Origin of the sequence: Corynebacterium sp. MC3 (assembly GCF_900099485.1) — a bacterium.
GTDB classification, from domain to species: Bacteria; Actinomycetota; Actinomycetes; order Mycobacteriales; family Mycobacteriaceae; genus Corynebacterium; species Corynebacterium pseudogenitalium.
In genome coordinates, this window is the sequence record NZ_LT622816.1 from 13835 (window position 1) to 40174 (window position 26340).

22 protein-coding genes are annotated in these 26340 nt (G+C 60.4%); 4 read left to right on the plus strand and 18 right to left on the minus strand.

All coding sequences use genetic code 11. From position 1 onward, the window contains the following. Positions 1–29 precede the first annotated feature (29 nt). The 3 genes from BQ4436_RS09025 to BQ4436_RS09035 are packed head-to-tail and all read left to right on the plus strand — an operon-like array spanning position 30 to position 2361. Positions 30–557, plus strand: a complete 528-nt coding sequence (locus tag BQ4436_RS09025) for an NUDIX hydrolase (RefSeq protein WP_070976483.1) — start codon at positions 30–32, stop codon at positions 555–557. Continuing rightward, positions 557–1144 (plus strand): glycoside hydrolase family 25 protein, encoded by a 588-nt coding sequence (locus BQ4436_RS09030; RefSeq protein WP_070976485.1) that lies wholly within the window; start codon positions 557–559, stop codon positions 1142–1144. The genes BQ4436_RS09025 and BQ4436_RS09030 overlap by 1 nt, the downstream gene beginning before the upstream one ends. Then, positions 1141–2361 (plus strand): cutinase family protein, encoded by a 1221-nt coding sequence (locus BQ4436_RS09035; protein ID WP_070976486.1) that lies wholly within the window; start codon positions 1141–1143, stop codon positions 2359–2361. The genes BQ4436_RS09030 and BQ4436_RS09035 overlap by 4 nt, the downstream gene beginning before the upstream one ends. Here the strand turns inward: BQ4436_RS09035 and BQ4436_RS09040 are convergent. The 10 genes from BQ4436_RS09040 to glnA form a co-directional block, all read right to left on the minus strand. Beyond that, positions 2358–3191 (minus strand): polysaccharide deacetylase family protein, encoded by an 834-nt coding sequence (locus BQ4436_RS09040; RefSeq protein ID WP_255366179.1) that lies wholly within the window; start codon positions 3189–3191, stop codon positions 2358–2360. The genes BQ4436_RS09035 and BQ4436_RS09040 overlap by 4 nt on opposite strands. 44 nt (positions 3192–3235) lie before the next feature. Next, the gene (locus tag BQ4436_RS09045) at positions 3236–4420 is read right to left on the minus strand and encodes an ATP-binding protein (RefSeq protein ID WP_070362172.1); all 1185 of its coding nucleotides are present in this window, start codon (positions 4418–4420) and stop codon (positions 3236–3238) included. Between the two features lie 143 nt (positions 4421–4563). Beyond that, positions 4564–5661 carry a Wadjet anti-phage system protein JetD domain-containing protein gene (locus tag BQ4436_RS09050; protein WP_070976488.1) on the minus strand — a complete coding sequence of 366 codons (1098 nt, stop codon included), beginning with the start codon at positions 5659–5661 and terminating at the stop codon, positions 4564–4566. After that, positions 5658–9041: an ATP-binding protein gene (locus BQ4436_RS09055; RefSeq protein ID WP_070976490.1), complete on the minus strand. Its 3384-nt coding sequence runs from the start codon at positions 9039–9041 to the stop codon at positions 5658–5660. The genes BQ4436_RS09050 and BQ4436_RS09055 overlap by 4 nt, the downstream gene beginning before the upstream one ends. Continuing rightward, complete coding sequence (locus BQ4436_RS09060; RefSeq protein WP_070976492.1) at positions 9038–9637, minus strand: DUF4194 domain-containing protein; 600 nt, start codon at positions 9635–9637, stop codon at positions 9038–9040. The genes BQ4436_RS09055 and BQ4436_RS09060 overlap by 4 nt, the downstream gene beginning before the upstream one ends. A 12-nt stretch (positions 9638–9649) precedes the next feature. After that, complete coding sequence (locus tag BQ4436_RS09065) at positions 9650–11125, minus strand: DUF3375 domain-containing protein (protein WP_083329557.1); 1476 nt, start codon at positions 11123–11125, stop codon at positions 9650–9652. A gap of 152 nt (positions 11126–11277) precedes the next feature. After that, on the minus strand, positions 11278–11652 hold the full coding sequence (locus tag BQ4436_RS09070; protein ID WP_083329558.1) for an iron chaperone: 375 nt from the start codon (positions 11650–11652) through the stop codon (positions 11278–11280). A gap of 142 nt (positions 11653–11794) precedes the next feature. Further along, complete coding sequence (locus tag BQ4436_RS09075) at positions 11795–11974, minus strand: DUF4177 domain-containing protein (RefSeq protein ID WP_252932146.1); 180 nt, start codon at positions 11972–11974, stop codon at positions 11795–11797. A gap of 151 nt (positions 11975–12125) precedes the next feature. Further along, a complete protein-coding gene (locus BQ4436_RS09080) occupies positions 12126–13280 on the minus strand; it encodes an AAA family ATPase (protein ID WP_070976495.1) in 1155 nt (384 codons plus the stop codon). A gap of 479 nt (positions 13281–13759) precedes the next feature. Beyond that, a complete protein-coding gene (glnA, locus tag BQ4436_RS09085) occupies positions 13760–15196 on the minus strand; it encodes a type I glutamate--ammonia ligase (protein ID WP_070976497.1) in 1437 nt (478 codons plus the stop codon). Between the two features lie 101 nt (positions 15197–15297). Between glnA and BQ4436_RS09090 the strand changes: the two genes are divergently transcribed. Continuing rightward, positions 15298–15774: an RDD family protein gene (locus BQ4436_RS09090; RefSeq protein WP_070362177.1), complete on the plus strand. Its 477-nt coding sequence runs from the start codon at positions 15298–15300 to the stop codon at positions 15772–15774. Here the strand turns inward: BQ4436_RS09090 and BQ4436_RS09095 are convergent. From BQ4436_RS09095 to sucB, 8 genes are all read right to left on the minus strand, one after another. Beyond that, positions 15771–17036 carry a threonine/serine exporter family protein gene (locus BQ4436_RS09095; protein ID WP_083329529.1) on the minus strand — a complete coding sequence of 422 codons (1266 nt, stop codon included), beginning with the start codon at positions 17034–17036 and terminating at the stop codon, positions 15771–15773. The genes BQ4436_RS09090 and BQ4436_RS09095 overlap by 4 nt on opposite strands. Before the next feature lie 2 nt (positions 17037–17038). Then, entirely contained in the window at positions 17039–17827 is a 789-nt protein-coding gene (locus BQ4436_RS09100; RefSeq protein ID WP_070362178.1) for a DUF4191 domain-containing protein, read from the minus strand. 51 nt (positions 17828–17878) lie between these two features. Next, positions 17879–18925 carry a lipoyl synthase gene (gene lipA / locus BQ4436_RS09105; protein ID WP_070363464.1) on the minus strand — a complete coding sequence of 349 codons (1047 nt, stop codon included), beginning with the start codon at positions 18923–18925 and terminating at the stop codon, positions 17879–17881. A 39-nt stretch (positions 18926–18964) separates the two neighbouring features. Next, complete coding sequence (gene lipB, locus BQ4436_RS09110; protein WP_070976499.1) at positions 18965–19765, minus strand: lipoyl(octanoyl) transferase LipB; 801 nt, start codon at positions 19763–19765, stop codon at positions 18965–18967. Between the two features lie 18 nt (positions 19766–19783). Continuing rightward, the gene (gene gcvH / locus BQ4436_RS09115) at positions 19784–20176 is read right to left on the minus strand and encodes a glycine cleavage system protein GcvH (protein ID WP_083290837.1); all 393 of its coding nucleotides are present in this window, start codon (positions 20174–20176) and stop codon (positions 19784–19786) included. Positions 20177–20178: 2 nt separating this feature from the next. Next, positions 20179–21246, minus strand: coding sequence for a glycine cleavage system aminomethyltransferase GcvT (gene gcvT / locus BQ4436_RS09120; RefSeq protein ID WP_070977126.1), 1068 nt, complete (start codon positions 21244–21246; stop codon positions 20179–20181). 12 nt (positions 21247–21258) lie between these two features. Next, positions 21259–24117 carry an aminomethyl-transferring glycine dehydrogenase gene (gene gcvP / locus BQ4436_RS09125; RefSeq protein ID WP_070976501.1) on the minus strand — a complete coding sequence of 953 codons (2859 nt, stop codon included), beginning with the start codon at positions 24115–24117 and terminating at the stop codon, positions 21259–21261. Positions 24118–24283: 166 nt separating this feature from the next. Continuing rightward, the gene (sucB, locus tag BQ4436_RS09130) at positions 24284–26317 is read right to left on the minus strand and encodes a 2-oxoglutarate dehydrogenase, E2 component, dihydrolipoamide succinyltransferase (protein WP_070976502.1); all 2034 of its coding nucleotides are present in this window, start codon (positions 26315–26317) and stop codon (positions 24284–24286) included. Between the last annotated feature and the right edge of the window lie 23 nt (positions 26318–26340).

Consider the following 26340-nt stretch of genomic DNA (forward strand, 5'->3'; position numbering starts at 1 on the left):
TAAATAGTAACCGAAGTACACTTGAACCCATGCCTATACCCGAGTTCATCGTGCAGACCCGAAAGAAGATCGGAACCGACCCAATGTGGGTTCCCTCCGTATGCGCTGTGGTGCTGCGGGACTCCACCGCGGACACCCCGTGGGCAGTCCCCGAAGTGCTCCTCGTCCGCCGCGCGGACAACGAGAAGTGGACGCCTGTGACCGGCATCGCCGACCCGGGCGAGGACGCCCACGATGCCGCGGTGCGCGAGGTGCTCGAAGAGACCGGCATCAAGGCCACTCCGGCTGCGATCCTCGGCGTCGGCGCCATCGGCCCCGTCACCCATGACAATGGGGACGTCGCAAGCTACATGTCGACGCAGCTCCGCCTCGAAGCCGTCGACCCCTCCCAGGAGCCCGTCGTCGGTGACGACGAATCCATCGACGTCGGCTGGTTCCCGCTATCCCACATGCCAGTCACCGATGCGAAGTGGCGCCTCGTCATTGGCGACGCCGCCGCTCAGCGCAAGCGCCCCGAGGGCTTCCAGCCACGCATGGGCTTTAGCAAGCGCAACTAATGCGGTTCGGCGTCGACGTATCCGAGTACCAGGCAGGCTTTGACTTCACCGCCTGCCCACTCGACTTCGTCATCATCCGCACCACCGACGGCACCTACCAGGACCACGCGTTCGCCGACTTGTTTGTCGACGCCCACTCCGCCGACCTCAACGTATCCACCTACCACTTCCTGCGCAGCCCTTCCGAGGGAACCACCATCAATGAGCAGGTGGAGGCCAGCGTCGAGGTACTCCAGCGCACCCCCGGCGCTATGCAGTGCCCGATGTGGCTCGACGTGGAAAGCCCCGCTGGGCTCACACTTGCCGACGTCCGTTCCGCCTACGACACCTTCCAGGGGTTTGGGGTGCGCGTTGCTGGCGTCTATACGAATGCCTGGTACTGGCGCCGATACATGCGACTAGCCAGGCCATCCCAGTTCGGAGCCCTCTGGCTCGCCGACTGGGGCTCCAACAATCCAGCATTCCCAGGTGCCGACGCCTGGCCAGCCCCGCTCGGCATGGGCACCCCCGAGGTGTGGCAGTACACTTCCCGCGGCACCATCGGGGGATTCACGGTGGACCTCAACGCATGGAGGGACGTCGCATGAACGCTGTGCGCGCTGCGTTGGCAGCCGTGGTGTGCGCTGCGTGCGTTGTGGTCCCGTCTGTGGCACCGCCAGCTCAGGCGCAGTTACTGGGGAAAAGCGATAGCGAGCCCTTGCCTGCGGCTCCGCTCGAGGCGTACGAGCGCCACATTGCCGCCGCGCCGTCGCGCTGCACCGATTTCGAGCTTGTCATCGCCGCTGGCACCGGAGACTCTAACCAGGGCGACGATCCGCTCCGCGTGCGCGGCCTGCGGCCCGGATCGACCCTCATCGCAGACGTCGAAGCGGCCGGCGGGAGCGTGTCTGCCTGGCAGGTGCCGTACACGGCGTCAGTCGGAGTGCTCGGGACGCTGGGGGAGACCAGGACGAACATGGCCCTGCCGTACGGGGTGTCGCTGAATACGGGCAAGCGCGCGGTTCGCACACACCTGGCCGCACTCCACGACGCATGCCCGGATACGAAGGTGCTGTTCCTCGGGTTTTCGCAAGGGGCGGGCCTGCTCGGGGACCTCGTGGCTGAGGCACCTGACCCGAGCCTTGTCGCCGCCTACTTGATCGCCGATCCCGGGCGCAGCCGCACCACCTACCGCGCCGCGGAAACAGCCACCGGCGCGCGTGGCGTCCGCGGCGAGAACGGGGAAATCCTCATCCCGCTTGACGGCGTACAGCTTGCCAGTGACGTCTCCGGCCTCACAGGGCCGCGCCGCACCGGCTTCCACGACGCCGAGGCTGAGGTACTCACGTTTTGCCACAGCAACGACCTCGCCTGCGCCACGCAGCACGACGGGTTGGCGCAGCGCGTCGGCGTGCGTCTCGCCCAGCCCGCCGCAGCCCCGCTGCACAAGCTGGCGGGGCGGGGCTTCAAGGACTTTGGGCACAACCCCATCGCTACGCTGCTTGCACTGGCGTGGGAACTTGCTGCCGTGTCGAATGTGGTGCGGGGCTACGAGGGGCAGACCGCGCCGTTTTCTGGCGAGGACATCACGGGGTTGGGCGTGCTGCTCCACGTGGCCGCGCAGGAACTGCTGCCGATGGCCGCCGGGCTAGGCGTTCCTCAGATCCCGATGCCACTGATTGACCTCATCCCGCACGTGATGAACATGATGCCCCACCACCTGTCCTACTTCGAGGGCGGCGACCACCCCGCGTGGACCATCGACGGCGAGTCAGTGGAGTCGTGGATTGCCCACGACATGGTCGCCCGGATGCAGGCGAGCTAACTATTCCTTGTGGTGTACGTCTTACCTGGCACCGGCTGCGGCACCATCTGATCCAAGCTCGCCGGCCGCAGCCCCTTCGCCCGCAGGCCGTCGATCACGCACTCCACGGCTTGGGCCGTCGTCGGGTGGATGTCGTGCATCAACACGATCGACCCGGCCCGTGCCTGGTCAACCGCAGTCTTGCACGTCCGCGCCGGGTCGCGGTGCTTCCAATCCAGCGTATCGACGTCCCACAAGACCACCGCCTGACCCTGCACCCGCGCTGCCTCGGACACCGTCGCGTTGAGCGCCCCATACGGCGGGCGGACAAACCGCGGGGAAGCACCAGTGGCATCAGCAATCGCGCGGGAGCCCTCCTCCACTTCACGACGCACCTCCGGCTGCGAAAGCTTCGTCAAGTCGCGGTGCGTGGCAGTGTGGCTGGCTACCGTGTGACCGGCAGCCCGCATCCGCTGCACGGCGCCCGGGTTTGCGCGCACCTTCGGCGCCAACACGAAAAACGACGCCGTGGCGTGCTTGCGCGCCAGGATATCCAACACCTGATTCGTGGAGGCAGCCGGACCGTCGTCGAACGTGACGGCCACGCAGTTGGAACAGTCCGCAGGTTGATCCTGGGTCGGAGCCGGCGCGCTAGGCGCAGGTGCAGGAGCAAGCTGCTGTGCCAACGGATGGTTGCGCGCCTGCGGCGGCAGCGCCCGGTAGATAGCCGTGCGGAGCTCCTCACCAGCCTGGGAACTGGATTGAGAGAACGCCTGCGAGCTGCCCGCGAGCGGGTTCGCGACCGCGTGCGGCGCAGTACACAGCACCGCGGCAGCAACGAGTGTGGACATTACTTTGCGCATTGCTACACCACCATCCAGAGTCAGTACCCGTGTCAGAGTACCCGGTCTTCGGATTGTGCGAAATTGTGCCGCAAATACTCTGCTGCGGGCACCACCTTAAACTCTTCCAATTGTTGGCCGTGCTCGCCACGGTAGACCACCCAGCGCTGCGTCGGGTCAATGTCCAACTGGCTGCCAACCGTGGCGAGGTTTCTCCCGTGGCGCGAGCGAAACGTTGCGGAGGATTTTATTTCAACAGCGCGTGGCTCGTGCGTCATGTCGAGGAGATCCACTTCAATCTTGCTGTCATCGCGATAGAAATACAGGTCAGGGGCTATCCCTTGGTGGTGGTAGCACTTGGCTGTTTCTGCCACGATGAGGTTTTCCATCACCGCGCCGAAAGCCGGGGAGTTCACGAGGTCTACTTTTGTGCGGATACCCAGGAGGTGGCAGAGCAGTCCAGTGTCGTAAAAGTACAACTTAGGGGTCTTCGTCAGCGTCTTGCGGGAATTGGTGTGAAAAGGACGCAGTGTGAACACGATGAAGCTGGATTCCAGGATGCTTACCCAGTTCTTCACGGTCGCAAACGCGACGCCGAGTTCGCGAGCCAGTCCAGTGTAGTTGATGAGGTTGCCGGCATTAAGGGCCATCAGTTTCATCATCATTTGAAAAGCGTCCGTGTTCTGAACATTGAGTAACTGTGTGACGTCTCGTTCGACGTATGTGCGGAGGTAGTTCTGGTAGTAGATCTCCGGCGGCATATCTACTTGATAAAGGCGCGGATACCCACCGTGAACCATGAAATCTTCAGCGCTCGTGTCGGGTCGTGCGGTGAGTGCCTCCCGAAAAGAGAGTGGAAGCAGGTGGGTGATGCCGACTCTTCCGGCTAGACTTTGCGAGATCTTCTCCATTAAAAGGAAGTTCTGCGAACCAGAGAGCACGTATTGTCCAGGTGTGCCTCGTTCGTCCGAAATGACCTGCAGGGACGAGAATAGCTCGGGCGCATATTGAGCCTCGTCGATGATGAGGGCAGAGCCACGATCACGGATAAAACCCATGGGGTCCTCGATGGCGAACGCGCGTAGCGTTGGGTCTTCGAGATTGAGATAGGTGAAATCAGGGAACTGTTCACGAATCAACGTCGATTTTCCGCTTTGCCGTGGTCCGGTCACGCTCACGATCGGAAACCACGAAGCCAGTTGCTCAAGATGCTGGCCCAATTCCCTCGGAATGAACACTATTTCACCAAATCCCTAAAGTGCGACTTACCAAATCCCTAAAGTGCAATCTACCAAATCACTAAAGTGCGACTTACCAAATCCCTAACATGTTGACTGTTATCGCTGGTCGTGGTGGTAGTGGTGTCGTCGGTGGAATCGGCCTACATCTGTTGCAACGCGCGCTGAGCCCAGTCAAAACCAATCCTTTCTTGTTCGATTCGCAACCACGTGTTGTCCGCATGGGTATGAAGGAATTCAAGCGTGGCTTGCTCATCGTCGCTGAGCGTGATGGGTTCGAAGCGTTTGGAAGTAGTCTCTTCTACGCCGTACGCGGCATGCGCACGGGCGGTTGCGAGGTCCATGAGTACTGACCGTGTGCGGGGGAGGTTCATTCGTACATGGTCGAGAATGTAGAAACCGTTGGAGTCTAAATCTCCCCAGTACAAGACCTCCCTGTCGTGAAGCCAGGTGGCGTCGCGGGAAAGCGAAATCGCGTTCATTCCCTGCCCATAGATCGCAATGGTGTCCGGCATTTCCGGCAGAGCTATATAGGTCTGGTAGTTCTCTACGATGATGGCTCGTGACCCTGGTAACTGGTGGTGACGGACCTCATCGAGCTCACAGCAGACTCGGTGGAGCCCGAAGAGATCGCAAGATGGGTCGAGGCTGCGCATGTCCATCATGGCAGGGGCCTGTTTGAATTTCAGCGGTCCTGTGAGCGACTCGATGAGGGAGCGGTGCTGGGCTATCCATTTACTATCGATACCGCGAATCGGAAGCTCCCGCTCGTAGAAGCATGAGGTGTCGTTTGCATTGATCCAGGTGACCGTGTCGATGAACTGCGTCGCTGTTGTGTCGTCGAACTCCTTCCACGCTTTTAGTCGTAGCGCCAGCGGGGCCCGTACGTGCGTGCCAAGTGTCGTCTCAAAGCGGTCCACCAAGGCATTTATTCGTTGCCATTCCTTCAGCTTGCCTGCAGCGCGAGCGGCCACCACAGGGGAAGACAGGACTACTGCCGACGGGACCGTGTGGGTGCCGTAGACGTCCAGGCGTTTGACTGTGGTCTCAGGGTCTAACCAATGCCGTTCCCAGGTAGAAAGCCACTCGCGTACTTGGGAGCCGTCGTCTTTGGAGACTTCTGCAGCAGTGGGTGGGCTCAAGCTGATGCGTAGTGGGCTGAATTCACCGGCTAACCAGCTGCGGTGGTTGCGCCTATAAAATGTCAAAGCTCGATTGTGTACGTCAGACGGATACTTCACTGTTCGTCCTCTTCTGCAGCAGGGGAGAGTGATGCCGCGACTTCCTCGAACTTCAACTGCGCGGTGCGGGAATGCTTACGATCCGGGCAGTCGACCTTAAGGATGCCGCCGATGTAGTCTTCCACGGTTTGGAGGAGCTTGAGCGGGGTGGCCAAAATCATGTGGAAGCCGAATCGATGGAATGCCTCCATCGCGGCACGAGTGAACTCCGCGTCGGCGCGGTCGAAAGCCTCGTCCAAAATAACTGAGCCGAACTTGGGATAGGTCGCCCCGTCATGCACCACCGTGGCACGCTTTGCCTGCGCGGTGGTTGTTCCAATTCCAGTCAGACGGTATCGCAGCGCAGCAGCCAGGCAGAACGAGGATAGCTTTTGTGCTTGCCCGCCTGAAAGCCCTTCCGCAGAGTCGTAGACGGCGCCTCGCTCACCATCCGGAGTTACTTCCACTCCAAGAAATTTCACGTGTTCGCGGGTATCTAGACGCTGGATGCGCTGTCGGACAGTAGTTGTGTCGTTCACGGTGATGTCATCGATGACTGCCTTGAGTTTGGAAAAACGAGCTTCGCTGGCTGCCTGGTCGTCGTCGTGCAGGGACCCTTCCAGCGCGTCGTTGAGTTTTGCGATGAACTGGCGAGCCTCAGCGGGCTGGGACTCTTTGACCTCGATCTGGAGGAAGTTCGGGCCGTAGAAGCTGACTTCGGACAAGGATTCGTTGACAGGCCCGATGGAACTGCGGGTTTTCGCAGTGGCTTCCGAGAGTAAACGCCGCAGTCGACCCAAGTGACGGTCGGTTTGTTCACGCAGCAGCTCCCGGAAGTCAGCTTCAAAGCGGGGGAGGTCATCGTCTTCCAGGCGGTCCAGCTCGGCGAGAAAGTCCCCACGCCATTGCAGGTCAGGGTGGAGATCTCCGCGACGCTCCGGCCACCTATCCACGTACTTCTCCATCGCAGTGCGAATGGTGTTCTCCAGACGAACGATTTTTGATTGCAGACCAGAGATTTGTTTATTCAGTTCTTCCTGCAAGGTTCGTTGAAGCTCATCGATGTTTGAACGTTGGGCGCGTCGAGTGTGGCGATCAAGGCGTGCTGCGAGCCGTTGGATAACGCTCGAGTCCAGCGGCTCGGTTTCGTCCAAGACGTGCTGTGCCTGGGCATACTCTTGTTTGGCTCGCTGAAGCTGGCTGCTAAGGCCGCCAATTCGCTGGTTGAGGTCCGTCACGCGCGAAGAACAGTCGTTGATCCGTTGCGCAATAACCTCGAGTTCTTTGCGCAGTTGGGCCAGTTCCTGGTTCCCATCAACGAGGCGGTCGAGCGCTGCTTGCGCGGCGTTGAGGCTGTTTTCAGCAGAGGGGACGTCGATAGCAGAGAAATCCTCGGTCTCTAGCAGGCGTTCGCAGATGCCCACGCGGCGCTCCAGCCGCTTAACGTGTGCCTCAAACCGGGTGCGCTGTTCCTTGAGCTGCTGGAGCTCGGACTTCTTTCGCACGATGATAGCGGTGAGCTCGTCGATCTTATCGTCGACGTTGCCAGACAACACCCAGCGAGAACGATCGTCAATGCGCCGACGGTCGTCTTTTGTATGCCGAGTTTTGTTCTTGACCTGACCATTGAGGGTTACGGCTTTGGAAGCTGACCGGAACTCGTCAATCGTTTGTACACAGGCATGGTCGAACCGATCCGAGAGCTGGGATTGTAGCCAGTCATGAAAGCGGCCGCTGCGTACGAAAAGTTTTGTGCCAAGAGAACCTTGTACAAACGGGCGTGGCGTCGAGTGCTCCATCGATGAGGTCACCCGCACGTAATCAAGCCGGGCATCGAGGTGCGTGGAATCCACAGCCTTACTCACAGCCTGATAATGCTCTTCTGGGACGATCAACGTCCTGGCGAACCCGCCCACTATGCGTTCAGCAGCCGGTTGCCACTCAAGGTGATCTGGGTGCATATAGATTTCATCGGCCACGAACGGGAGCTCTTTGAGCGCGATGCCAGTGATATCTGCAATTCGCTGGCGGGCGCGGAGCAGGCGCGCATCCATGGAAGAGCGATACTTGCGGATGATTTGAAGCTCATCACTTGCCCGCGCGATGGCTTTGTCAGTTTCATCAATCTGCGGGTAGATCACCCCACGGCGTTGTTCTTGGGTAGCTACCTCGTCGCGAATGTCTCCGGCCTCACGGCGTAGCGAATCCCGGACGAGTGAAAATTGTTCGCTCGTCGTCGGGATTCCGGTGCCGTCGCCTAAGCGATCAAGCAGGCCTTCGTAGACTCCGGCCTGCTGTTGCACAGCCTGCAGGCGAAGTTTGGCATTGTCTCGTTGATTTTGTGCTGCTTGAATGCCTGTGTCACCAGTGCCATGGATCTGGGCGTGAAGCGAATCCTTCTCGGTATTGAGGCTATCGAGGATTGCTTCCACTTGGGTCCGCTCGTCCTCCACCGCATCTTTTTGTGCGTTCAGCTGCTCGACGTCTTCTTGGGCGAAGCTCGCTCGTTTCTCAGCGATGAACCGCTCGAGCCCAGCTTTATCTGCGTCGGCCTCATCGAGCTGGCCGAGAAGCTGAGTCGCTTCATTGATGGATTCGCGCATGGGAACCAAGTGCGCAATCTGATCACGGGCAGTAAGTACTGTCGAGTGCGCGGACTTGAGCTCGGTGAACATAGTCGCTGCGGTTTCCGCGACGGCAAAGGTTTCCGGTTCGGGCAGCATGAAGGTGCGCATCAGGTGGTTCAAGTCCCCGAGAGTCTTTGCGGACTGGGTGCGGTGCAGCAATGCCAAAGCACCATCGTCAGGAATCCCCAGCTGTTTTCTCAGTGCGGCGATAAACGGACGATGGCTTCGGTTGATTGCGAAGGCATCTTTGTAGGTGCGCTTGGCCAGGCCGATATCGGCCTCCTGTACAGCAATGGGTTCGAAGTCCGCTAGGTTCACTTGCCCTGGCAGCGCCAAGAATAAGTTCTTCACGTCGGCAGCAACATGGGCGTTGGCACTCAGATACATCAGGTAGACCGCACTGACTTCTCGACCAGCGCCGTCTGAATAGGTGAGATTCACGCCTGACCATGTAGCGCCTGTTCGTAGGAATGAACGGGTGAGCTCGTCGACCTCTACGGAGTGCTCCCGACGCCACGCACCACGGCAATAAGTAATGAGGTCGCGGCCTGAAGCTTTCGCAGTGTCGGAAGCAGCCGCGTTGAATTTCCGCTTTATTGGAGGGACCAAGATCGTCGATACAGCATCGATGAGTGTCGATTTACCCGAACCGGACGCACCTGTGATGAGGAATCCCTTGCGTGCAACGTCTACTGTGTGCAGGTTGTTAAACGTTCCCCAGTTGTACACCTGGATGCGTGATAACCGGAATTGGCCTGCGATCAGATCAGTCATGCGTTGTCCTCCAGAACCTGTTGGTAGCTTGCGGTAACTGCAGCAATTTCTTCGGCAGAAAAGAGGATTCGCAGCACCGGTGAAACTTCGTAGCGGCCAGTCGTCGGGGTCTTCACCACGATGGAGTTCTTCTTGAACTTATTCCATGCAGCATCGAACCGTTTGCGCTGTTTCGTGTGGTCAGTGCCCTCTGCAGCTTGATATGGAAGCGTGGCTTCGAAGACTTCGTTTTCATCTACGATGGTGCGTTCATTGGGGTTGGTGTGGATCAGTGCTTTGCGCAGATGCAGCAGTACGACAGTGTCGACAAACTTCAGCGGCAGTGTGCGCAGCATCGCACGTTTATCAGGGTGATCAGCTTCCCACGTCTTCGTATAGGCAACGCCGGCATTGTCGTCGATAATCAAGGTCAAGAACAAGTTGTCGAGCTGTTGCGCTAGCACTTCCCGCGAGGAGGAGACGATGCTAAAAATTTCCGGTGAGGTCAGCATCGACACATACGGGCCGCGGATGAGCTCCGCGAGGGCTCTGCGCTGGCCGGAAGTGAGCGTTCCGGTGTCGCCCTCGTACAGAGTGGTGGATTCATTGTCATGCATGGTGGTTTCCTCTTAGTTGGTTCCTTCGAGAGACTGGTCAAAGACATGAGTAGGGAAGCGGGCTTGCCAAGGGTGTCCACTAATCGACGTCCACCTCAGGAGTTCACTGCCTTCAGTCCGCCGACCATGTTTTTCTGCCAACACAATGACGCCTACTACGCTGGCGACTCCTTGCGTGGCAGGGTGATCCTGCAGTACCTCGCTCAACGTGGCTACACCACGGCGGTGAACGGACGCGTTAATGGCATCGGTGAGCTCCTGCCAGTCAATCTCCGATTCTCTGATCTGTCGGCGCAGCTCCTCGAGGTCTATCTCCCCGATCTCAGCCTCTTCTACCGTGGTCTCGATCCGGTAATCCAGCGGGTCCCACAACCTCCAACTAGAGACGGACTTTGCCTGGTGCGTGCTCAGCTCCAGCTCAAGGTAGACGCGTTGCCCGGGGGCTGCGTCGGCGCGCGCAACTTGTAGAGCACATGCGTTGGCGTCATTAATCGCTTTCGTGAGTGCTTGTTGGGACTCGGCTTCCCTCGACTGTACGAAGCGCCGCAGTGACCTCGATAGGCTGGTCATGGAATCATGCACTTGCCCGGAGGAGGCGTCGAGCGTGCTCATGAGCAGGTGCAGCTGGAGGCGCTCCTCGGGAGTCAGCTTGGTCACGAAATCGCGCGACATGACCGCTTCCAGTGTGGCGTCGAAACGATGGGATTGCTCCGGATCCAAGAACAAGTCATAGAATCCGCCGAATGCCTTGCCTGCATCTGACTCGTTGATGAGGTCTACGCCCCGGAACACGTTGTCCAACACGTCTGCGGCGCTGCGCTCATCCTCCACGATGGATTGACGCAGCTCTACGTTTACTTTCTCCACCTCAGCCTGTACACGTGCAAAATCGGCAGGCAAGTCACTGACTAGATTGAGAATCTCGCGTGCTCGTTCCACAGCTTCGGCATCGGCGAGAACGTTGACTCCGTGCTGACTAATCGCGTCGATCTGACGCTGCAAGCTATCACGCTGGGCTTCCAATCGTGCGATCGCAGTGGCCTCGTCCGGGTCAGTCTCTGCAGCTAGCGAATACAGTGACGCCATCAACGTGCCCAGGCGGGACTTCGTGACCGTGTGCTGGGGGTTAATCAGATGCATCGCATAGTCCAGCGCCGAGTGCGCATCCGGGGAAAGCTCATATGTTTCATCGTGCAGCTCTTTCGGACTGCGACGAACCAGGTACCCGGCCTTCACCCAATCATTCACGTACGCGGTTGCAGCCTTGGGTAGTTCCTCGTCTGTTTGCTCTCGGATGTCAGCAAGCAGGGGCTCGACAGCGGAGATGAAGTCCTGGCCGGCAATGGGTTTATCCTCACCCTTAAACACTGCGCTGAGCACCGTGAGGATAGTCGGAGCATTATGCGCGCGCAGCAGCGTCCAGGCAGGGGACTGCTTGGCGAGACGTGAGAGGGTAAAAACATCGGCCAGCGACTGAGCTCGGGTCATGTGCAATTCTCCATACTGCTGGATCATCTACTAGGCCCGATCTTAGAGACGGGGTCCGACATAAAAGAGGCGTTGGCGTACGTAACCAACCAACATTAGAAAGGAGATTCGATTGAAGTGCTTGCCGGAGCGAGAACGACCAGCGGAAAGTGCTACCTCCAGAAGCTGGTCATGCCACGCTTGGTGGCAATCTGGTAGTCAATGAGCTCGCCGAGCAGCTCGAAGTTGAAAGGGGAGCCCCAAGGCTGGCGGATGATATTCTTCGTGAAGTCTGCGCCCAGGGCTTCGAGCTCTGGCTGGAAATGCGTGATCGTTGCTTGCTCAGGTGCGATGGCCATGTGTTTCGACGCCACCGAAAACCCAACGATATACGTGCCGCCGAGCGTAAACATCGGCTGGCTCCATTTGATCTGTAGCTCAAGATCCGGGTAGTTGCTGTGCACCCAGTCGATGACGTCGGTCATCCGGGCGCGCTTGTCACCTTCGGGAACGGTTGCTAGAAATTCGTCAAGTGTTTTCAGCGCCACCAGACCCAACATAGGCGATAGCAGTGCCGTGCACGACACAAGTCCGCCCAGCAACCACCCAAGCAGGGTCAGGCAGGCAGCCTGCTACACAATCCCAATCCAAGAGACCGCTGCGTCACGGGAGTACCCGACGCGTGCTTACCTACAGGCTTTCAAATACCAGGGTTGCCTGCACGCGGTCGCCTCCGAGCAGTCCTTTACTGCCAGATGAGGTGGTGGTGATGGTGTGCAGGCGATAGCCTTTCGCGCACTGGGTGTTGATGACGTCTTCGAGTTCGGAAGGACTTCTGGAGGCAGTGCCCATGAGCTTTTCTTTGAGCACCACTTGCAGTACAACGTAGGTTGGATTCGTGCACGTAATCCTAATGTGATTAGCTCGTGAGTTTTAGGCATTTCGGGGGGTATCCGAGCGCCGGAGAACACAGCTTCACATAACAAGCCTTCGTTCTAAGAAATCAAAGCGATCCCGGTAATTAGGCATCGAACTCGGGCAGACGAAGAATATCTGCGACCACATGGGTGCGAAGGTACTCGCGCAGATAGGGGAGAGCGAAGTCTGCGGTGCCGCGGTCGTAAGTGATTAAGTCGGCTTCGCTAAGGCGGCGTCGATAGTTGTACGCTTGTTGTTCGCTCACTTCGAGACGGCTGGCGACATCGCTGATTTTCGAGGCACCATCATCGAGCGACATTGCAGCAAGGAACCTACGATCCTCCGCAGAAAGATCGTTGAGCGCTGGTTCATGAACAAGTTGCCCGAGTTTCTTCCGTGCACGAGTAATCGCCTTCTCCGTAGCCTCCAATTGAATTGTGTCAGAGGATTCAAAGCGCCAAGCGAAGTTGCCAATCAACTGGATCATGAACGGATAACCTCCAGTAGCTTGGACAGCTGACACAAGGGCTCCCTCGTCCCACGAGCGTCCGGCCTGTTGGACGGGAACTGTGAGCCCCTCACGGACCTCTGTACCTCTGAGTCGGCCGAGATCCACGCGGTTTGCACGCCTTAAGAAAGTGATTGGATTGCGCCCTTCGTCACTGGCAAGCAGAGGTCTCACCGAACTTGGAATACCGGCCATTACCACGGCGATTTCCCTGTTTTCTCGAACGAGGTGTTGAATAGCCGTCGCGAACTCAACAATTTCATCATGATGTACGAAATGAAGCTCATCGACCGTAATTAAGACACCACTGGCAGAACGGTTAAACCTGTTGTGGTTCGCGAGCGTGTCAAGGACCTCCGTGAGTAGAGTACGGAGTGAACGTGGCCTTTGAGCAGGCCGTTCGAACTCATGCTTGAGGCGCAAAGCGCTCGGACCAACTTGAAAAGAGGTTCGGGTCGGCGCATCGCTCTCGAGAAACTCTGTAAGCTGGTCTCTCAACTTATCGACGAACCCCTCAGTCGCCGTTTCGGAAAACGTTAGCCACCCAGCGTTTATTGCGGTGTCTTCTAACTCGTTGAGTAGGGCTGTTTTTCCAATACCTCGTGCGCCAACGAGGAGTGAGATGCGTTCGTGTGCACCTGGTCCTTCTTCAAGCCCGAGTCTGAAGTCATCGATTACTTCGTCGCGGCCGACTAGGAGCGGCGGGCTAGTCCCAAGCGAAGCACGGAAAGGGTTTTGCGTGGTCGTCATAGTTACACATTAGCGCTCTTGTGTGGAGATGTGTGGTTTGTGTGGAGATGTGTAATTTGTGTGGAGTTATGTATAGCGGGGATGTCGCTGGTTCTTGCGAGTGAGCTGTGCACCACAATCCGTCCGCGGACTTCGGCCACCTGGGGAAATACTCAAGTTTTTCTGGGAGAAATGGGAAATTTGGTGTCCTGGCCTGAGATGCAGTGACAAGGGACGCAAGTTTGAACTTCGACCTCCACGTTCCCGCAGGTCACAAAAGGGCTAGATGTTATGTGTTGTGTCTTTTGGCACTGGCACGAAGCGGCCCGCACCAGATTCCTGGGTTTGGGAAGGGGACGTCGGCAAATGCGCAGGTCGCCGATTTCGCGTGAGGGAATGTGGTGCAAAAGTCCGCTGCACAGGAAGAAGACAAAGAAAAACCCACGGCAACCGTGACGGAAACCGTGGGCAAGAGGCCAGGACGAACCTGGGCTCAGAATCTAGCAGTCAAAGTAGAGCTCAAACTCCAGCGGCGTCGGGCGCAGGCGCGCCGGGGTGATCTCGCTGTCGTACTTCAGCTTCACGTACGTGTCGATGAGATCCTCGGTGAACACGTCGCCTTCGGTAAGGAACTCGAAGTCGTCTTGCAGAGCCTGCAGTGATGCCTCGAGCGAGGTCGGTGCCTGCGGGATGTCCTTGGCTTCCTCCGGTGGCAGCTCGTAGAGGTCCTTGTCCACCGGAGCGTGCGGCTCGATGCGGTTCTTCACACCGTCGAGGCCTGCCATCATCATGGCAGCGAAGCCGAAGTACGGGTTGCCTGATGGGTCCGGTGCGCGGAACTCAATGCGCTTCGCCTTCGGGTTGGTGCCGGTGATCGGGATGCGGATCGCGGCGGAGCGGTTGCGCTGGGAGTACACCAGGTTGATTGGGGCCTCGAAGCCGGGGACGAGGCGGTGGTAGGAGTTCAGCGTCGGGTTGGTAAACGCAAGGACAGCGCCGGCGTGTTCGAGGATGCCGCCGATGTACCAGCGGGCGATGTCGGAGAGCCCGCCGTAGCCGTTCTCGTCGTAGAACAGTGGCTTGCCGTCCTTCCAGAGGGACTGGTGGGCGTGCATTCCGGAACCGTTGTCACCGGCCAGGGGCTTCGGCATAAAGGTGGCCGTCTTGCCGTACTGGGTGGCGGTGTTCTTGATGATGTACTTGAAGTCCTGCAGGTCGTCGGCTGCGTGCAGGAGGGTGTTGAAGCGGTAGTTGATCTCCTGCTGGCCGCCGTTGCCTACCTCGCGGTGGAAGCGTTCGATTTCGAAGCCGGATTCGCGCAGGTTCTTGACCATGGCGTCGCGTACGTCGACGGTCTTGTCGTGTGGTGGGACGGGGAAGTAGCCGCCCTTGACGCGGTTGTGGTAGCCAAGGTTCGGGCCGCCGACTGCGTCGGTTTCCTTGCCGCGGTTCCACCAGCCTTCTTCGGCGTCGATCTCGTAGAATGCGCGGTGGCCTTCGACCTCGTATCGGATGGAGTCGAAGAGGTAGAACTCGGCCTCGGCGCCAAAGCTACAGGTATCGGCGATGCCGGTGGAAGCCAGGTACTGCTCCGCCTTGCGCGCAACGTTGCGCGGGTCGCGGGAGAACGCTTCGAGGGTGAATGGGTCGTTGACGAAGAACTTCACGTTCAGGGTCTTCGCTGCGCGGAACTGGTCCAGCTTCGCGGTGGCGAGATCCGGCATGAGCGTCATGTCGGACTCTTCGATGGTGGTAAAGCCACGAATCGATGAGCCGTCGAAGGCGAGGCCTTCTTCCATGACGGTTTCGTCAAACATGGAGGCAGGGATAGAGAAGTGGTGCTCGATGCCGGGGACGTCGGTAAACCGGACGTCGACAAACTCCACGTTCTCGTCCTGAATGAACTTCTTTACGTCTTCGATAGTTTCGAAAGACACGACCTTTTCTCCTTCGGACGGCGTTGGGAACTTCGCACAATTCTAGCGTGTAGCTCCCGCTCTGTAACAGCTTTTCGGGAAAAGAGGATAGGCTATGTCGCATGTCTGCACCCCAAGGAAAACGATGGCTCGACGGCCCGGAGCTTCCCGGCCAGTTCAAAGGCGATGATGCGATCCCTGACTACCCGGGGCAGTTTCTTGGGCTGCCGAAGGAGGGCGCGGGCGCGCAGGCGTCGGTGGCGCGACGCATGGGAGGCGTCGCGATCGACTGGGCAATTGCCTGGGCGGCTGCAGCGATCATTCATGCCAACACCACCGTTTTCGGTGGCACGTCGACGTTGACGTATCTGTTGTGGATCGTGTTGGGCATCATTTGCGGTTGGCTATTTGCACGCACGCCGGGCATGGCGATCCTCGGGATGGGGGTGGCCCGCGTCGACGCAGAAGAGCCCGTCGGGCTGTGGCGCGCGGCAGTGCGCACGCTGCTCACTGCGTTCATTCTGCCCGCAGCGCTTGTCGACGCCGACGGCCGCGGCATGCACGATCGTGCGACCAACACGACCGTGATTCGGAGCTAGGGCTCCTCCAACGGGCGGAATTCCACGGTGCGCTGGAACGCCCAGTTCTTGTCAGTGAGCAGACGGGCCACCGTCAGGCCTCCAGAGAGGAACAACACCGTGAGCACGACGGCGGTAGTCGAGTCGATTGCCGCGGAGATATTGCCGTTCGTGATCTGGTGCAGTGCCGCGTAAATGGTGGGGCCGGGGATCATGACCACGGCTGCGGGGATGGTCACCGTGGTGCGCGGCACCCTAAAGTGTTGGCCCAGCCAGGACCCAAGAATGCCGATCACAAGGGTCCCCAGCAGGCAGGCGAGGAAGTATTCCACGTGGGCGTCGACAAGCATGAGGCGCAACACATTGGCGACAGTGCCGAGCGTGGCTGCCAAAAGTGTCATCCTGCGTGAGGCATTAAACAAAATGGCGAACCCTCCCACGGAGACGAAGCTGGCGAGCGCCGCAGCCCCGTAAAACGCAGGATCCGGGGTTGCGCTGACCGTACTGGGGGCGGGTGCATCGGTGACCATCGCGATGACCGCGACCGTCAGCATCATGGTGATGACCACTTCGAGCGCGAAGAAGAGCCTCGGCAGCCCCGAGGTGAAGTCGAAGCGGGAGAGATCCATCAAAGAAACGAACAGGGGAAAGCCCGGCACCAGGTACAAAATAGCGGGGACGAAGCCCGCGGAGAGCTCAAATTCGGAGTGGGGAAGCGCCCACGCGAGCGCCAGGAACAGCAGCGTTGACACCAGCGCCGCTGCCATCACGACGCCTAGCTGCAGGAGGTGTCGACGCCCCAATCGCAGACGGACGTACTGGCCCACACCAGCCGCAATAATCACGAGCAACGCGGTGAAGTAGGAAAAATGGTTCAGCACCGCGAAGCCACCGCACGCAAGGCCAGCCGCGCAGCTGGAGGTCAGCGGACCCCAACGTGGAGTAGGGATCGCCTCAATCTCGTCGATGGCGGCGTTGATTTCTTCCGCAGTGGTGTAGCGGTGCATCTCGTGCTTGGTCAGATTCTCGAGCGCCTCGATGCGCGACGCGTTCACCCCGGGCAGCGGAAGATCAGCCACGAGTGTGCGGAAGTTGTCCCCGCGGTGCACGGTGCACGTAATCGTGTCGAAGCCGACGACGACGTCCGCGTCATCGAAGTGCATCGCACGCGCGCAACGTTTCACAGCACGGGTGACCCGGTAGCCGGGCGCGCCCGCGGACAACAAAAGAGCGCCGAGGCGCAGCGCGGTGCTGGCCTCGACGCCCATGTCGAAGGAAGACATACCTATTTGCCTTGACGCTGCTGCATTCGGCGCATACGGCGGTTCATACCCGCCATGTTCTGGGCCTGCTTCGGCAGCGGGCCGCCAGGCAGACCAGGCATCTGGCCAGGCTGCGTACGAGCGTCCATGGCCTCGAGCTTCGCGCTCATGGAGTAGACGTCATCCTTGCGGTAGTGGCGTGGCAGCTTCATCAAGTGCTTCTGCAGGTCACGTACTGCAACCTGGCCTTCGCCTTCGCCCACGTACACCTCGTGGATCGGCACGCCTGCCAGCAGGCGGTCCACGCGGCGGGACTCCTTCTTCATCAGGGTGCGTAGGCGGTTCTCGTTGCCCTCACCGACCAGGATGACGCCTGGCAGGCCAATCACGCGGTGCACGGTATCCATATGGGTGTTGGCCTGCACGCCGGTCTTGGTGATCCACACCATGCCGATGGTGTTGCGCAGGTTCTCCAACGTCCAACCGGCAACGCCCGGGGTGTCACCGACCTCGTCGTACATCGAGCGCTCCAAGCGGCGGGTGAACATCCACATCGCCAGCACGGTACCGAACGCCAAACCGAGCGCCAGCATGTACCACTGGCCGCCCCAAATGAGGCCGATCAAGAAGAAAAGCAGACCCATGCCAAGCAGGCAGGCCAGCATAATCGGGATGAGCTTCTTATCCCGCTTGCGCTGAATCTGAAACGCCTGCCAAATCTGGCTACGTGTCTGCTTTCCCTTTGCGCGCTTCGCGGCGCGCTCCTGCTTCTTCGCAGCCTTCAGGGCTGCCTTATCCTTCGACTGAGCCATGCCGTCAACTCTATGTCACGAACATGGCCGGACCAAAGTGGCCAAAGCGGGTTAGGAACGTGTTGCTACCGGGTGATCCTTCGAAGCGCCGTACTTCTCCAGGAGCGTCGAGGCTTCCTGGGCAGTGTCGCCCTTCGAGGTTTCCGCCAGGTGGCGCAGGTTTTCCGGCAACTCCAGGCCGCGGTGCTCCATCGCCTCGACGTAGAGCTTGCCCGCGCGGTATGAGGAGCGCACCAGCGGGCCCGACATGACGGCGCCGAAGCCCATCTCGTAGGCCGCGTCGCGGTACTCGATGAACTCTTCGGGCTTTACCCAGCGGTCGATCGGGTGGTACATCGGGCCGGGGCGCAGGTACTGGGTGATCGTGATGATGTCGGTGCCGGCGTCAACAAGGTCTTGCAGCGCCTGCATGACCTCTTCCTGGGTCTCACCCATGCCCAGGATCAGGTTGGACTTGGTGATCAGACCGAAGTCGCGCGCCTGACGGATGACGTCCAGAGAGCGGTCGTAGCGGAACGCCGGGCGGATGCGCTTAAAGATGCGCGGGACCGTCTCCACGTTGTGCGCGAAGACCTCCGGACGAGCTTCAAAGACCTCCTGGAGCAGATCCGGCTTGCCGGAAAAGTCCGGGGTGAGATTTTCGACGCCAGTGTGTGGGTTGAGCTCGTGAATCTTACGCACAACCTCCGCATACAGCCACGCGCCCTCATCTTCGAGGTCGTCGCGGGTTACACCGGTGATGGTGGAGTAGTTCAGGTTCATCTCGCGAACGGACTCCGCCACACGCTGTGGCTCGTTGACGTCGAGCGGCTCGGGCTTCGCCGAGTTGATCTGGCAGAAGTCACAGCGACGCGAGCAGTTCGCGCCACCGATCAGGAATGTCGCCTCGCGAGACTCCCAGCACTCGTGAATGTTGGGGCAGCCGGCCTCCTGGCACACGGTGTGAAGGGACGCGCCCTTCACCTTCTTTTTCATGTCCTCGTACTCAGGGCCGGTCTTGACCGCGTTGCGGATCCAACGCGGTTTCGACTCGATAGGGGTCTGGGCGTTGCGTTTTTCTACGCGAAGTAGTTTGCGTCCTTCTGGTGCAATAGTCACGCCGTCCACCGTAACGGACAGCCCCTCCAAAGTCGAGGTTTAATGGGAGGCTCGCCTTACATCTCGACGTTTGAGCCCCTTCGTCGGATCCGGTGCCGAACCAAAGCTGTGGTTGGCCACCACGAGCTCGCCTGCAAGGGCGCGCTTGAGGGCGTCGAGAAGCGGAGCGGTCATCTCCTCGGGTGTGACGTCGCGGCCAAGCTCCAGGCTCATCGTGGTCACGTCGGCGTCGTCGATGCCGCACGCAACGATGTGGCCGTAGTGCTCCAAGGTGTTGTCGCAGTTCAGCGCGAGCCCATGCATGGTCACTCCGCGTGTGATACGGATGCCCAGTGCCGCGATCTTCCTATCGCGGTGCGACGCCGAGCTATCCGCCGCGTCGACGGTTTTTGGAACCCAGACGCCGGAGCGGCCGTCGATACGCCCGGCGGCATGTACCCCCGCCTTGCGCACCGTCTCGATGATGGCCTCCTCCAGGCGCCGCACGTAGTCCACGACGTCCACAGGCTGGGCGAGCTTGATGATCGGGTAGAGGACAAGCTGGCCCTCGCCGTGCCACGTGATGCGTCCTCCGCGATCAACGTCGACGACGGGGACCGGGTACGACGGATCCGGCAAGTCCTCCGGCTGGGTTCGCTTGCCCGCGGTAAACACCGAGGGGTGCTGCAGCACCAGTACCGTGTCCGGGATCTCGTCTGCCGCTCGCTGCCTGGCTAAGTCCGCCTGGAGGTGCCAGGCCTCCTCATAATCAACGAGCCCCAGCTCGCGCACATTAATAGGCGCGGCTGAGGCCCGAATGGACTTGTCGGCGGGGAAGAACGGATCGCGTGGAGCTGTCATGCCTGCCAACGATAGTCGCTAGTTTTCGACACCGTTAGCGGCAGCGTACTCGTCCGCCGTCATCAGCGGACCAACCTCTTCGACCTCAACCTCGAAGAGCCAGCCAGCGCCGAACGGGTCCTCGTTGATGGCCTCGTAGGCGCCATCAATGTCCTCGTTGACCGCGGTCACCGTGCCAGTCACCGGTGCGTACAGGTCAGACACAGACTTCGTCGACTCGACCTCGCCACAGGTTTCACCCGCCGTGACCTGGTCGCCGACCTGCGGCAGCTCAGCGAACACGACCTCGCCGAGGCGATCCGCCGCAACGTTCGTGATGCCTACGCGCACCTTGGTGCCAGCAGCGTCCTCAGGGCGAGCGTTGATCCACTCGTGGTCCTCCGAGTAGTAAAAATCAGGGTTCAAAGACATGATTACTTGTCCTTTCGGGAATAGAACGGTGTGTCCACAATAGTAAACGGATAGCGGCGGCCGCGGATATCAATCTCAACATCCGTGCCAACCTCGGCGTGCGCTGGGTCGATGTGCGCGAGCGCCACCGGACGCTGCAGCGTGGGCGAAGGCTGCCCGGAGGTGACCACGCCGATGCGCGTATCGCTCAGGTAGATCTCGGCACCCTCGCGAGCAGCGCGACGCTGCTCCGACGACAGCCCAGCAATAACCACCGAGGGCTCGCGGCTGACAAGCGCGTCCTTGCCCACGAAGTCCGCCTCTTTCTTCGCAAACGCGCGGCCCATCCCGGCCTCGACCGGGGTGATCTCGCGGGAAAGCTCGTGGCCGTACAGCGGCATCGACGCCTCGAGCCGCAGGGAGTCGCGCGCAGCCAGGCCGCACGGCGTCGCGTTCGGTGCGAGCGCGTCCCAGATCGCGCGGGCGTCCTCGCGGTCGCAGTAGAGCTCGAAGCCGTCCTCGCCGGTGTAGCCGGTGCGGGCGACCAAGACGTCGCAGTCACCGAAGCGCATCGGTGCCGCCGAGTAGTACGCCAAGGCACCGGCGTCGCCGTCGAGGTGCGAAGCGATCGTCGATAAGGAATCAGGGCCCTGCACCGCAACAAGCGCGACGTCCGCGCTACGGTTCGTCAGCTCTACATCGAAGTTTGCTGCACGCTTTTGGAATGCCTCCCACACCGCGGGCGTGTTGCCAGCGTTCGGCACGACCAGGAAGTGATCGTCTGCGAGGCGATAGGAGATCAAATCGTCGATGATGCCGCCATCTTCGGCCACGATCATCGAGTACTTCGCCTTGCCAACACGCAACGTAGACAGCGTGGAAATCAACGTGTAGTCCAAAAACTCCGCAGCCTGGGGGCCGCGTACATCAATCTCACCCATGTGGGAGAGATCAAAGATGCCGACGCGCTCGCGCACCGCACGGTGCTCCGCAAGCTCGTTGTCGTACTTCAGTGGCATGTTCCAGCCACCGAAGTCCGTAAAGGAAGCACCAAGCTCCTCATGCGCTGCAAACAAAGGGGTCTCAGCCATCACAATCACTCCTTACTTTTCCGCACTCGCTGAACTTTCAGAAATATCAAACGCCTCCGGCGGCGGGCAGGAGCACACCAGGTTGCGGTCGCCGTACGCCTCATCAATGCGGCGCACAGGCGGGAAGTACTTCTCGCGCACCAAGCGCTCTACCGGGTAGGCGGCCTGCTCGCGGGAGAACTCGTAGTCCCACGCGGTGCTAGCGACGCTGTGCGCGGTAAACGGCGCATGGTGCAGGACGGAGGCCTCGTAGGATACCTTGCCGTCGATGATCTCCTGGATCTCCGTGCGGATGGAACGCATCGCCTCGATGAAGCGATCCAGCTCGTCTAGATCCTCGGACTCGGTCGGCTCCACCATCAGCGTGCCCGCCACCGGGAACGCCAGGGTAGGGGCGTGGAAACCGTAGTCCACCAGGCGCTTCGCCACATCCGCCGCGGTCACGCCCGAGCGGTCCGTCAGCTCGCGCAGGTCAAGGATGCACTCGTGGCCCACCAGCCCATGCTCGCCGGTGTAGAGCACCGGGAAGGAATCGTGCAGCTCGTGAGCCACGTAGTTCGCCGCCAGCACCGCATGCGCAGTTGCGGACGCCAACCCCTCCGCACCGCTCATCGCGATGTAGGACCACGCGATCTGCAGCACGCCCGCCGAGCCGAACTTCGCCGCGGCAACCGGCACGCCCTCGCCAACTGGGGCAGGGTCGGCCGCATGCGTTGGGTCGACGTTCGGGTCCGTCGGCAGGAACGGAATCAGGTGCTCCGCCACACCAATCGGGCCAACGCCCGGGCCGCCACCGCCGTGCGGAATCGTAAACGTCTTATGCAGGTTCAGGTGCGACACGTCGCCACCGAAGTCGCCCGGCCGCGCAAGCCCAGTCAGCGCGTTCATGTTCGCGCCATCGATGTAGACCTGGCCGCCCACCGCGTGGACCTTCTCTGCGACCGCCTGCACCGTGTCCTCATACACACCGTGCGTGGACGGGTACGTGACCATAATCGCCGCGACGTGCTCGCCGTGCTGCTCCAGCTTCGCATCCAAGTCAGCCAGGTCGATCGAGCCATCCTCAGCCGTCTTGACGACGACCACCCGAAGGTTCGCAAGCGTCGCCGACGCAGCGTTCGTACCGTGCGCCGACGCCGGGATCAAGCAGATGTCACGCCCATGGTCACCGCGGGACACGTGGTAGCGGCGAATCGCCAACAGGCCAGCCAGCTCGCCCGTCGCTCCCGAGTTTGGCTGCATAGATACCTCGGCGTATCCGGTGATTTCGACAAGCCAGGCGCGGAGCTCGTCGATAAGCTCCCTCCAACCAGCCGTGAAGCGATCCGGTGTGTACGGGTGCACGTTCGCGAATGCTGGCCACGTGATGGTCTCTAGGCCCGCGGTCGGGTTCAGCTTCATCGTGCAGGAACCCAGTGGGATCATCGTGCGATCCAGCGCGAGGTCCTTGTCGCCGAGCTTGCGGATGTAGCGCATCATCTGCGTCTCGGAGTGCACCGAGTTGAAGTTCGGGTGCGTCATGAACTCCGTTGTGCGGCGCAGCATCTCGGGCAGCGCGGACGGCGCCTCGTGAGCAACCGTGTCGACACCGAAGCCAGCGAGCAGCGCCGCGAGGTCGTCCTCCGACGTGTCCTCACCGAAGGAGACACCCACCGTGGTCGCGTCAATCGGGCGCACCAGGTAACCGGCATCCGCCAAGCGCTCGCACACTGCCTCGGAGCTGTCCACGGCGACGGCCACCGTGTCGAAGAACGCGTCGTGCTTGACCTCGATACCCGCGTCACGCAGGGACTTGGCGAAGCGCGCCGCCCAGTCATGCACCTGAGCAGCGATAGCCTCAAGACCGCGTGGGCCGTGGTACACGGCGTACATCGACGCGGTCACCGCGAGCAACGCCTGCGCGGTACAGATGTTGGAGGTCGCGCGCTCGCGACGAATATGCTGCTCACGGGTCTGCAGCGCCAGGCGGTAGGCAGGAGTGCCCTCCGCGTCCTTCGACACACCCACCAGGCGGCCCGGCAGCTGGCGCTTCATCTTCTCCTTGACCGCCATGTACGCGGCGTGCGGGCCACCGTAGAACAGCGGAACGCCGAAGCGCTGCGTGGAACCAATCGCGATATCCGCGCCAAGCTCACCAGGGGACTCCAGCAGCGTCAGCGCAAGAATATCCGCATCCACCGCGACCAAGCCCCCGCGCTCGTGCACCGCCTCGACCACCGCGCGAGGATCAACCACGTCGCCCTCGGTGCCGGGGTAGGCCACGATGGCACCCACGAGGCCCTCTCCCACGACCCCCTCACGCAGGTCAACGACCTCCACCTCGAGGTCAAGCGTGCGAGCACGCTCCGACGCGACCCGCAACACCTGCGGGTGCAGGCGCGCATCCAGCAGCACCGTCCGACCCTTGCGCACTGCGCGAGCCATCAAGCCGACAGCCTCCGCAGCCGCCGAAGCCTCATCCAGCAGGGAAGCGTTCGCAATGTCCAGGCCGGTCAGGTCCTGCACCATAGTTTGGAAGTTCAGCAGTGCCTCAAGACGACCCTGCGAAATCTCAGGCTGATACGGCGTATACGCCGTGTACCACCCAGCATCCTCGACCACACCGCGCCGAATTACCGGCGGCGTCAACGTCGACGAGTACCCCTGACCGTAGAACGCCTTGAGTACCTCATTTTTCGACGCCAGCTCCCGCAACCGATCCTGCGCCTGGTATTCCGTGAGCGGGGCGGGAAGGTCGAGCGGCCGTTGAAGTAGCAGATCGGCGGGGATTGCGGCGGCGGTCAGCGCCTCGAGCGAGTCGTAGCCGACTTTTGCGAGCATCGCCTCCGTTTCCTGCGTGTCCGGACCGATATGGCGGGTGATGTAATCCAAGATCTACTCCTTTGGTAGTTCTGAACCTGATGTCGTGAATAGTCTACGGCGCAAAACTGGCCTGGGTCGGCCAGTCAGCTGAAAATATGCAGAGGTGAAAACAGCGGTGGCCCCAACACCGTATTGGCATTGGGGCCACCGCTAAGATTCGTCATCTTGACCTGTTTTAGAGGTCCAGGTCGTCTTCAAAGTCGCCGGTTTCGATGCGGTCCTTGATCGTGGTGACGAAGCGGCCTGCATCTGCGCCGTCGATCAGCTGGTGATCGTAGGTGAATGGCAGGTAGCACATCTGGCGGATCGCGATCGAGTCACTACCTTCCTCTGTAACGATGACCGGGCGCTTCTCAATCGCCGCGGTACCCAGGATGCCTGCCTGTGGCGGGGTGAGCACCGGCGTATCCAGCAGTGCACCTTCGGAACCGATGTTGGTCACCGTGAACGTTGCACCAGACAGGTCGTCCGGGCGCAGCTTCTTGTTGCGTGCGCGGGTCGCCAGGTCGTTGATAGCTTGCGCGATCTGCGCCAGGTTCAGGTCCTGTGCACGCTTGATCACCGGCACGAGCAGGCCTTGTGGTGTATCCACTGCGACACCGATATTGACGTCCTCGTGGTAGGTGATCTCCTTCTTCTCCGCATCGTAGGACGCGTTGACGTTCGGGTGGGAGACCAGGGCCTCCGCCGTCGCCTTGATGAAGAACGCGAGATAGGTGATGTTGGCGTCGTGCTTCTTGATGAACTCCGGCTTCACGCGCTTGCGCAGCTCTGCGATGCGGGTGACGTCGACTTCCTGAACGTGCGTCAGCTGAGCTGTGGTCTGCAGCGACTCGACCATCTTCGCAGCGGTGATCTCGCGGATGCGGTTGACCTTCTGGGTGGTGCCGATCAGTGACTGCTTCTCCGGATCCACGGACTTGGTGGACCAGTTGGAGCGTGCGCCCTTCTTTTCCTCGGACTTCGGAGCCGATGCCTCGGCCTTGTCGTCGGATCCACCCTTCGCTGCAGCGATCACGTCCTGCTTGCGGATTCGGCCACCAACGCCGGTGCCCTCAACTGTGGACAGGTCAACGCCGTGCTTTTCTGCCAGCTTGCGCACGAGCGGGGTGACGTACGGGAGGGAACCGTCGGACTTGTTCACCTTGGTCGAAGCCTGCTGTGCTGGCTTGTCTTCCTTCGGCTTCTCCTCCTTTGGCTCTTCAGCCTTCGGGGCTTCCTTCTTTTCTTCCTTGGGTTCTTCCTTTGGCTCTTCGGCCTTTGGAGCTTCCTTTTCAGCTGGCTTGGCGTCAGCGTCGCCGATGCGGGCGATGACTTCGCCGACCTCGACGGTGTCGTCTTCCTCAGCGAGGATCTCTACGAGGGTGCCTGCGACAGGGGAAGGAATCTCGGTATCGACCTTGTCGGTGGAGACCTCGAGCAGTGGCTCGTCGACCTCGACGGTGTCGCCGACTTCCTTCAGCCAGGTGGTGATGGTGCCTTCGGTGACGGATTCGCCGAGCTCAGGCATGGAGACGTCGGTAGCGTCGCCGGAGGAAGGCTTGTCAGCCTTCTCTTCCTCCGGAGCTTCCTTCTTTTCTTCCTTTGGCTCTTCGGCCTTTGGAGCTTCCTTTTCAGCTGGCTTGGCGTCAGCGTCGCCGATGCGGGCGATGACTTCGCCGACCTCGACGGTGTCGTCTTCCTCAGCGAGGATCTCTACGAGGGTGCCTGCGACAGGGGAAGGAATCTCGGTATCGACCTTATCGGTGGAGACCTCGAGCAGTGGCTCGTCGACCTCGACGGTGTCGCCGACTTCCTTCAGCCAGGTGGTGATGGTGCCTTCCGTGACGGATTCGCCGAGCTCAGGCATGGAGACATCGGTGGCGTCGCCGGAGGAAGGCTTGTCAGCCTTCTCTTCCTCCGGAGCTTTCTTTGGCTCCTCTTCTTCCTGAGGCTCCTCGTCCTTTGCCGAGTCCGATGCCGGGGCTTCGCCTTCTTCGCCGATAATCACAATCACGTCACCGACATCAACGGTGTCGTCTTCCTCGGCCTTAATCTCGAGGATTACACCGGCGACAGGGGAAGGAATCTCCGTGTCGACCTTATCGGTGGAAACCTCCAGCAGTGGCTCGTCGACCTCGACGGTGTCGCCGACTTCCTTCAGCCAGGTGGTGATAGTGCCTTCCGTGACGGATTCGCCCAGCTCAGGCATCTCGACAGAGTGCGCCATAATTTAGTCTCCTCGCAGATACA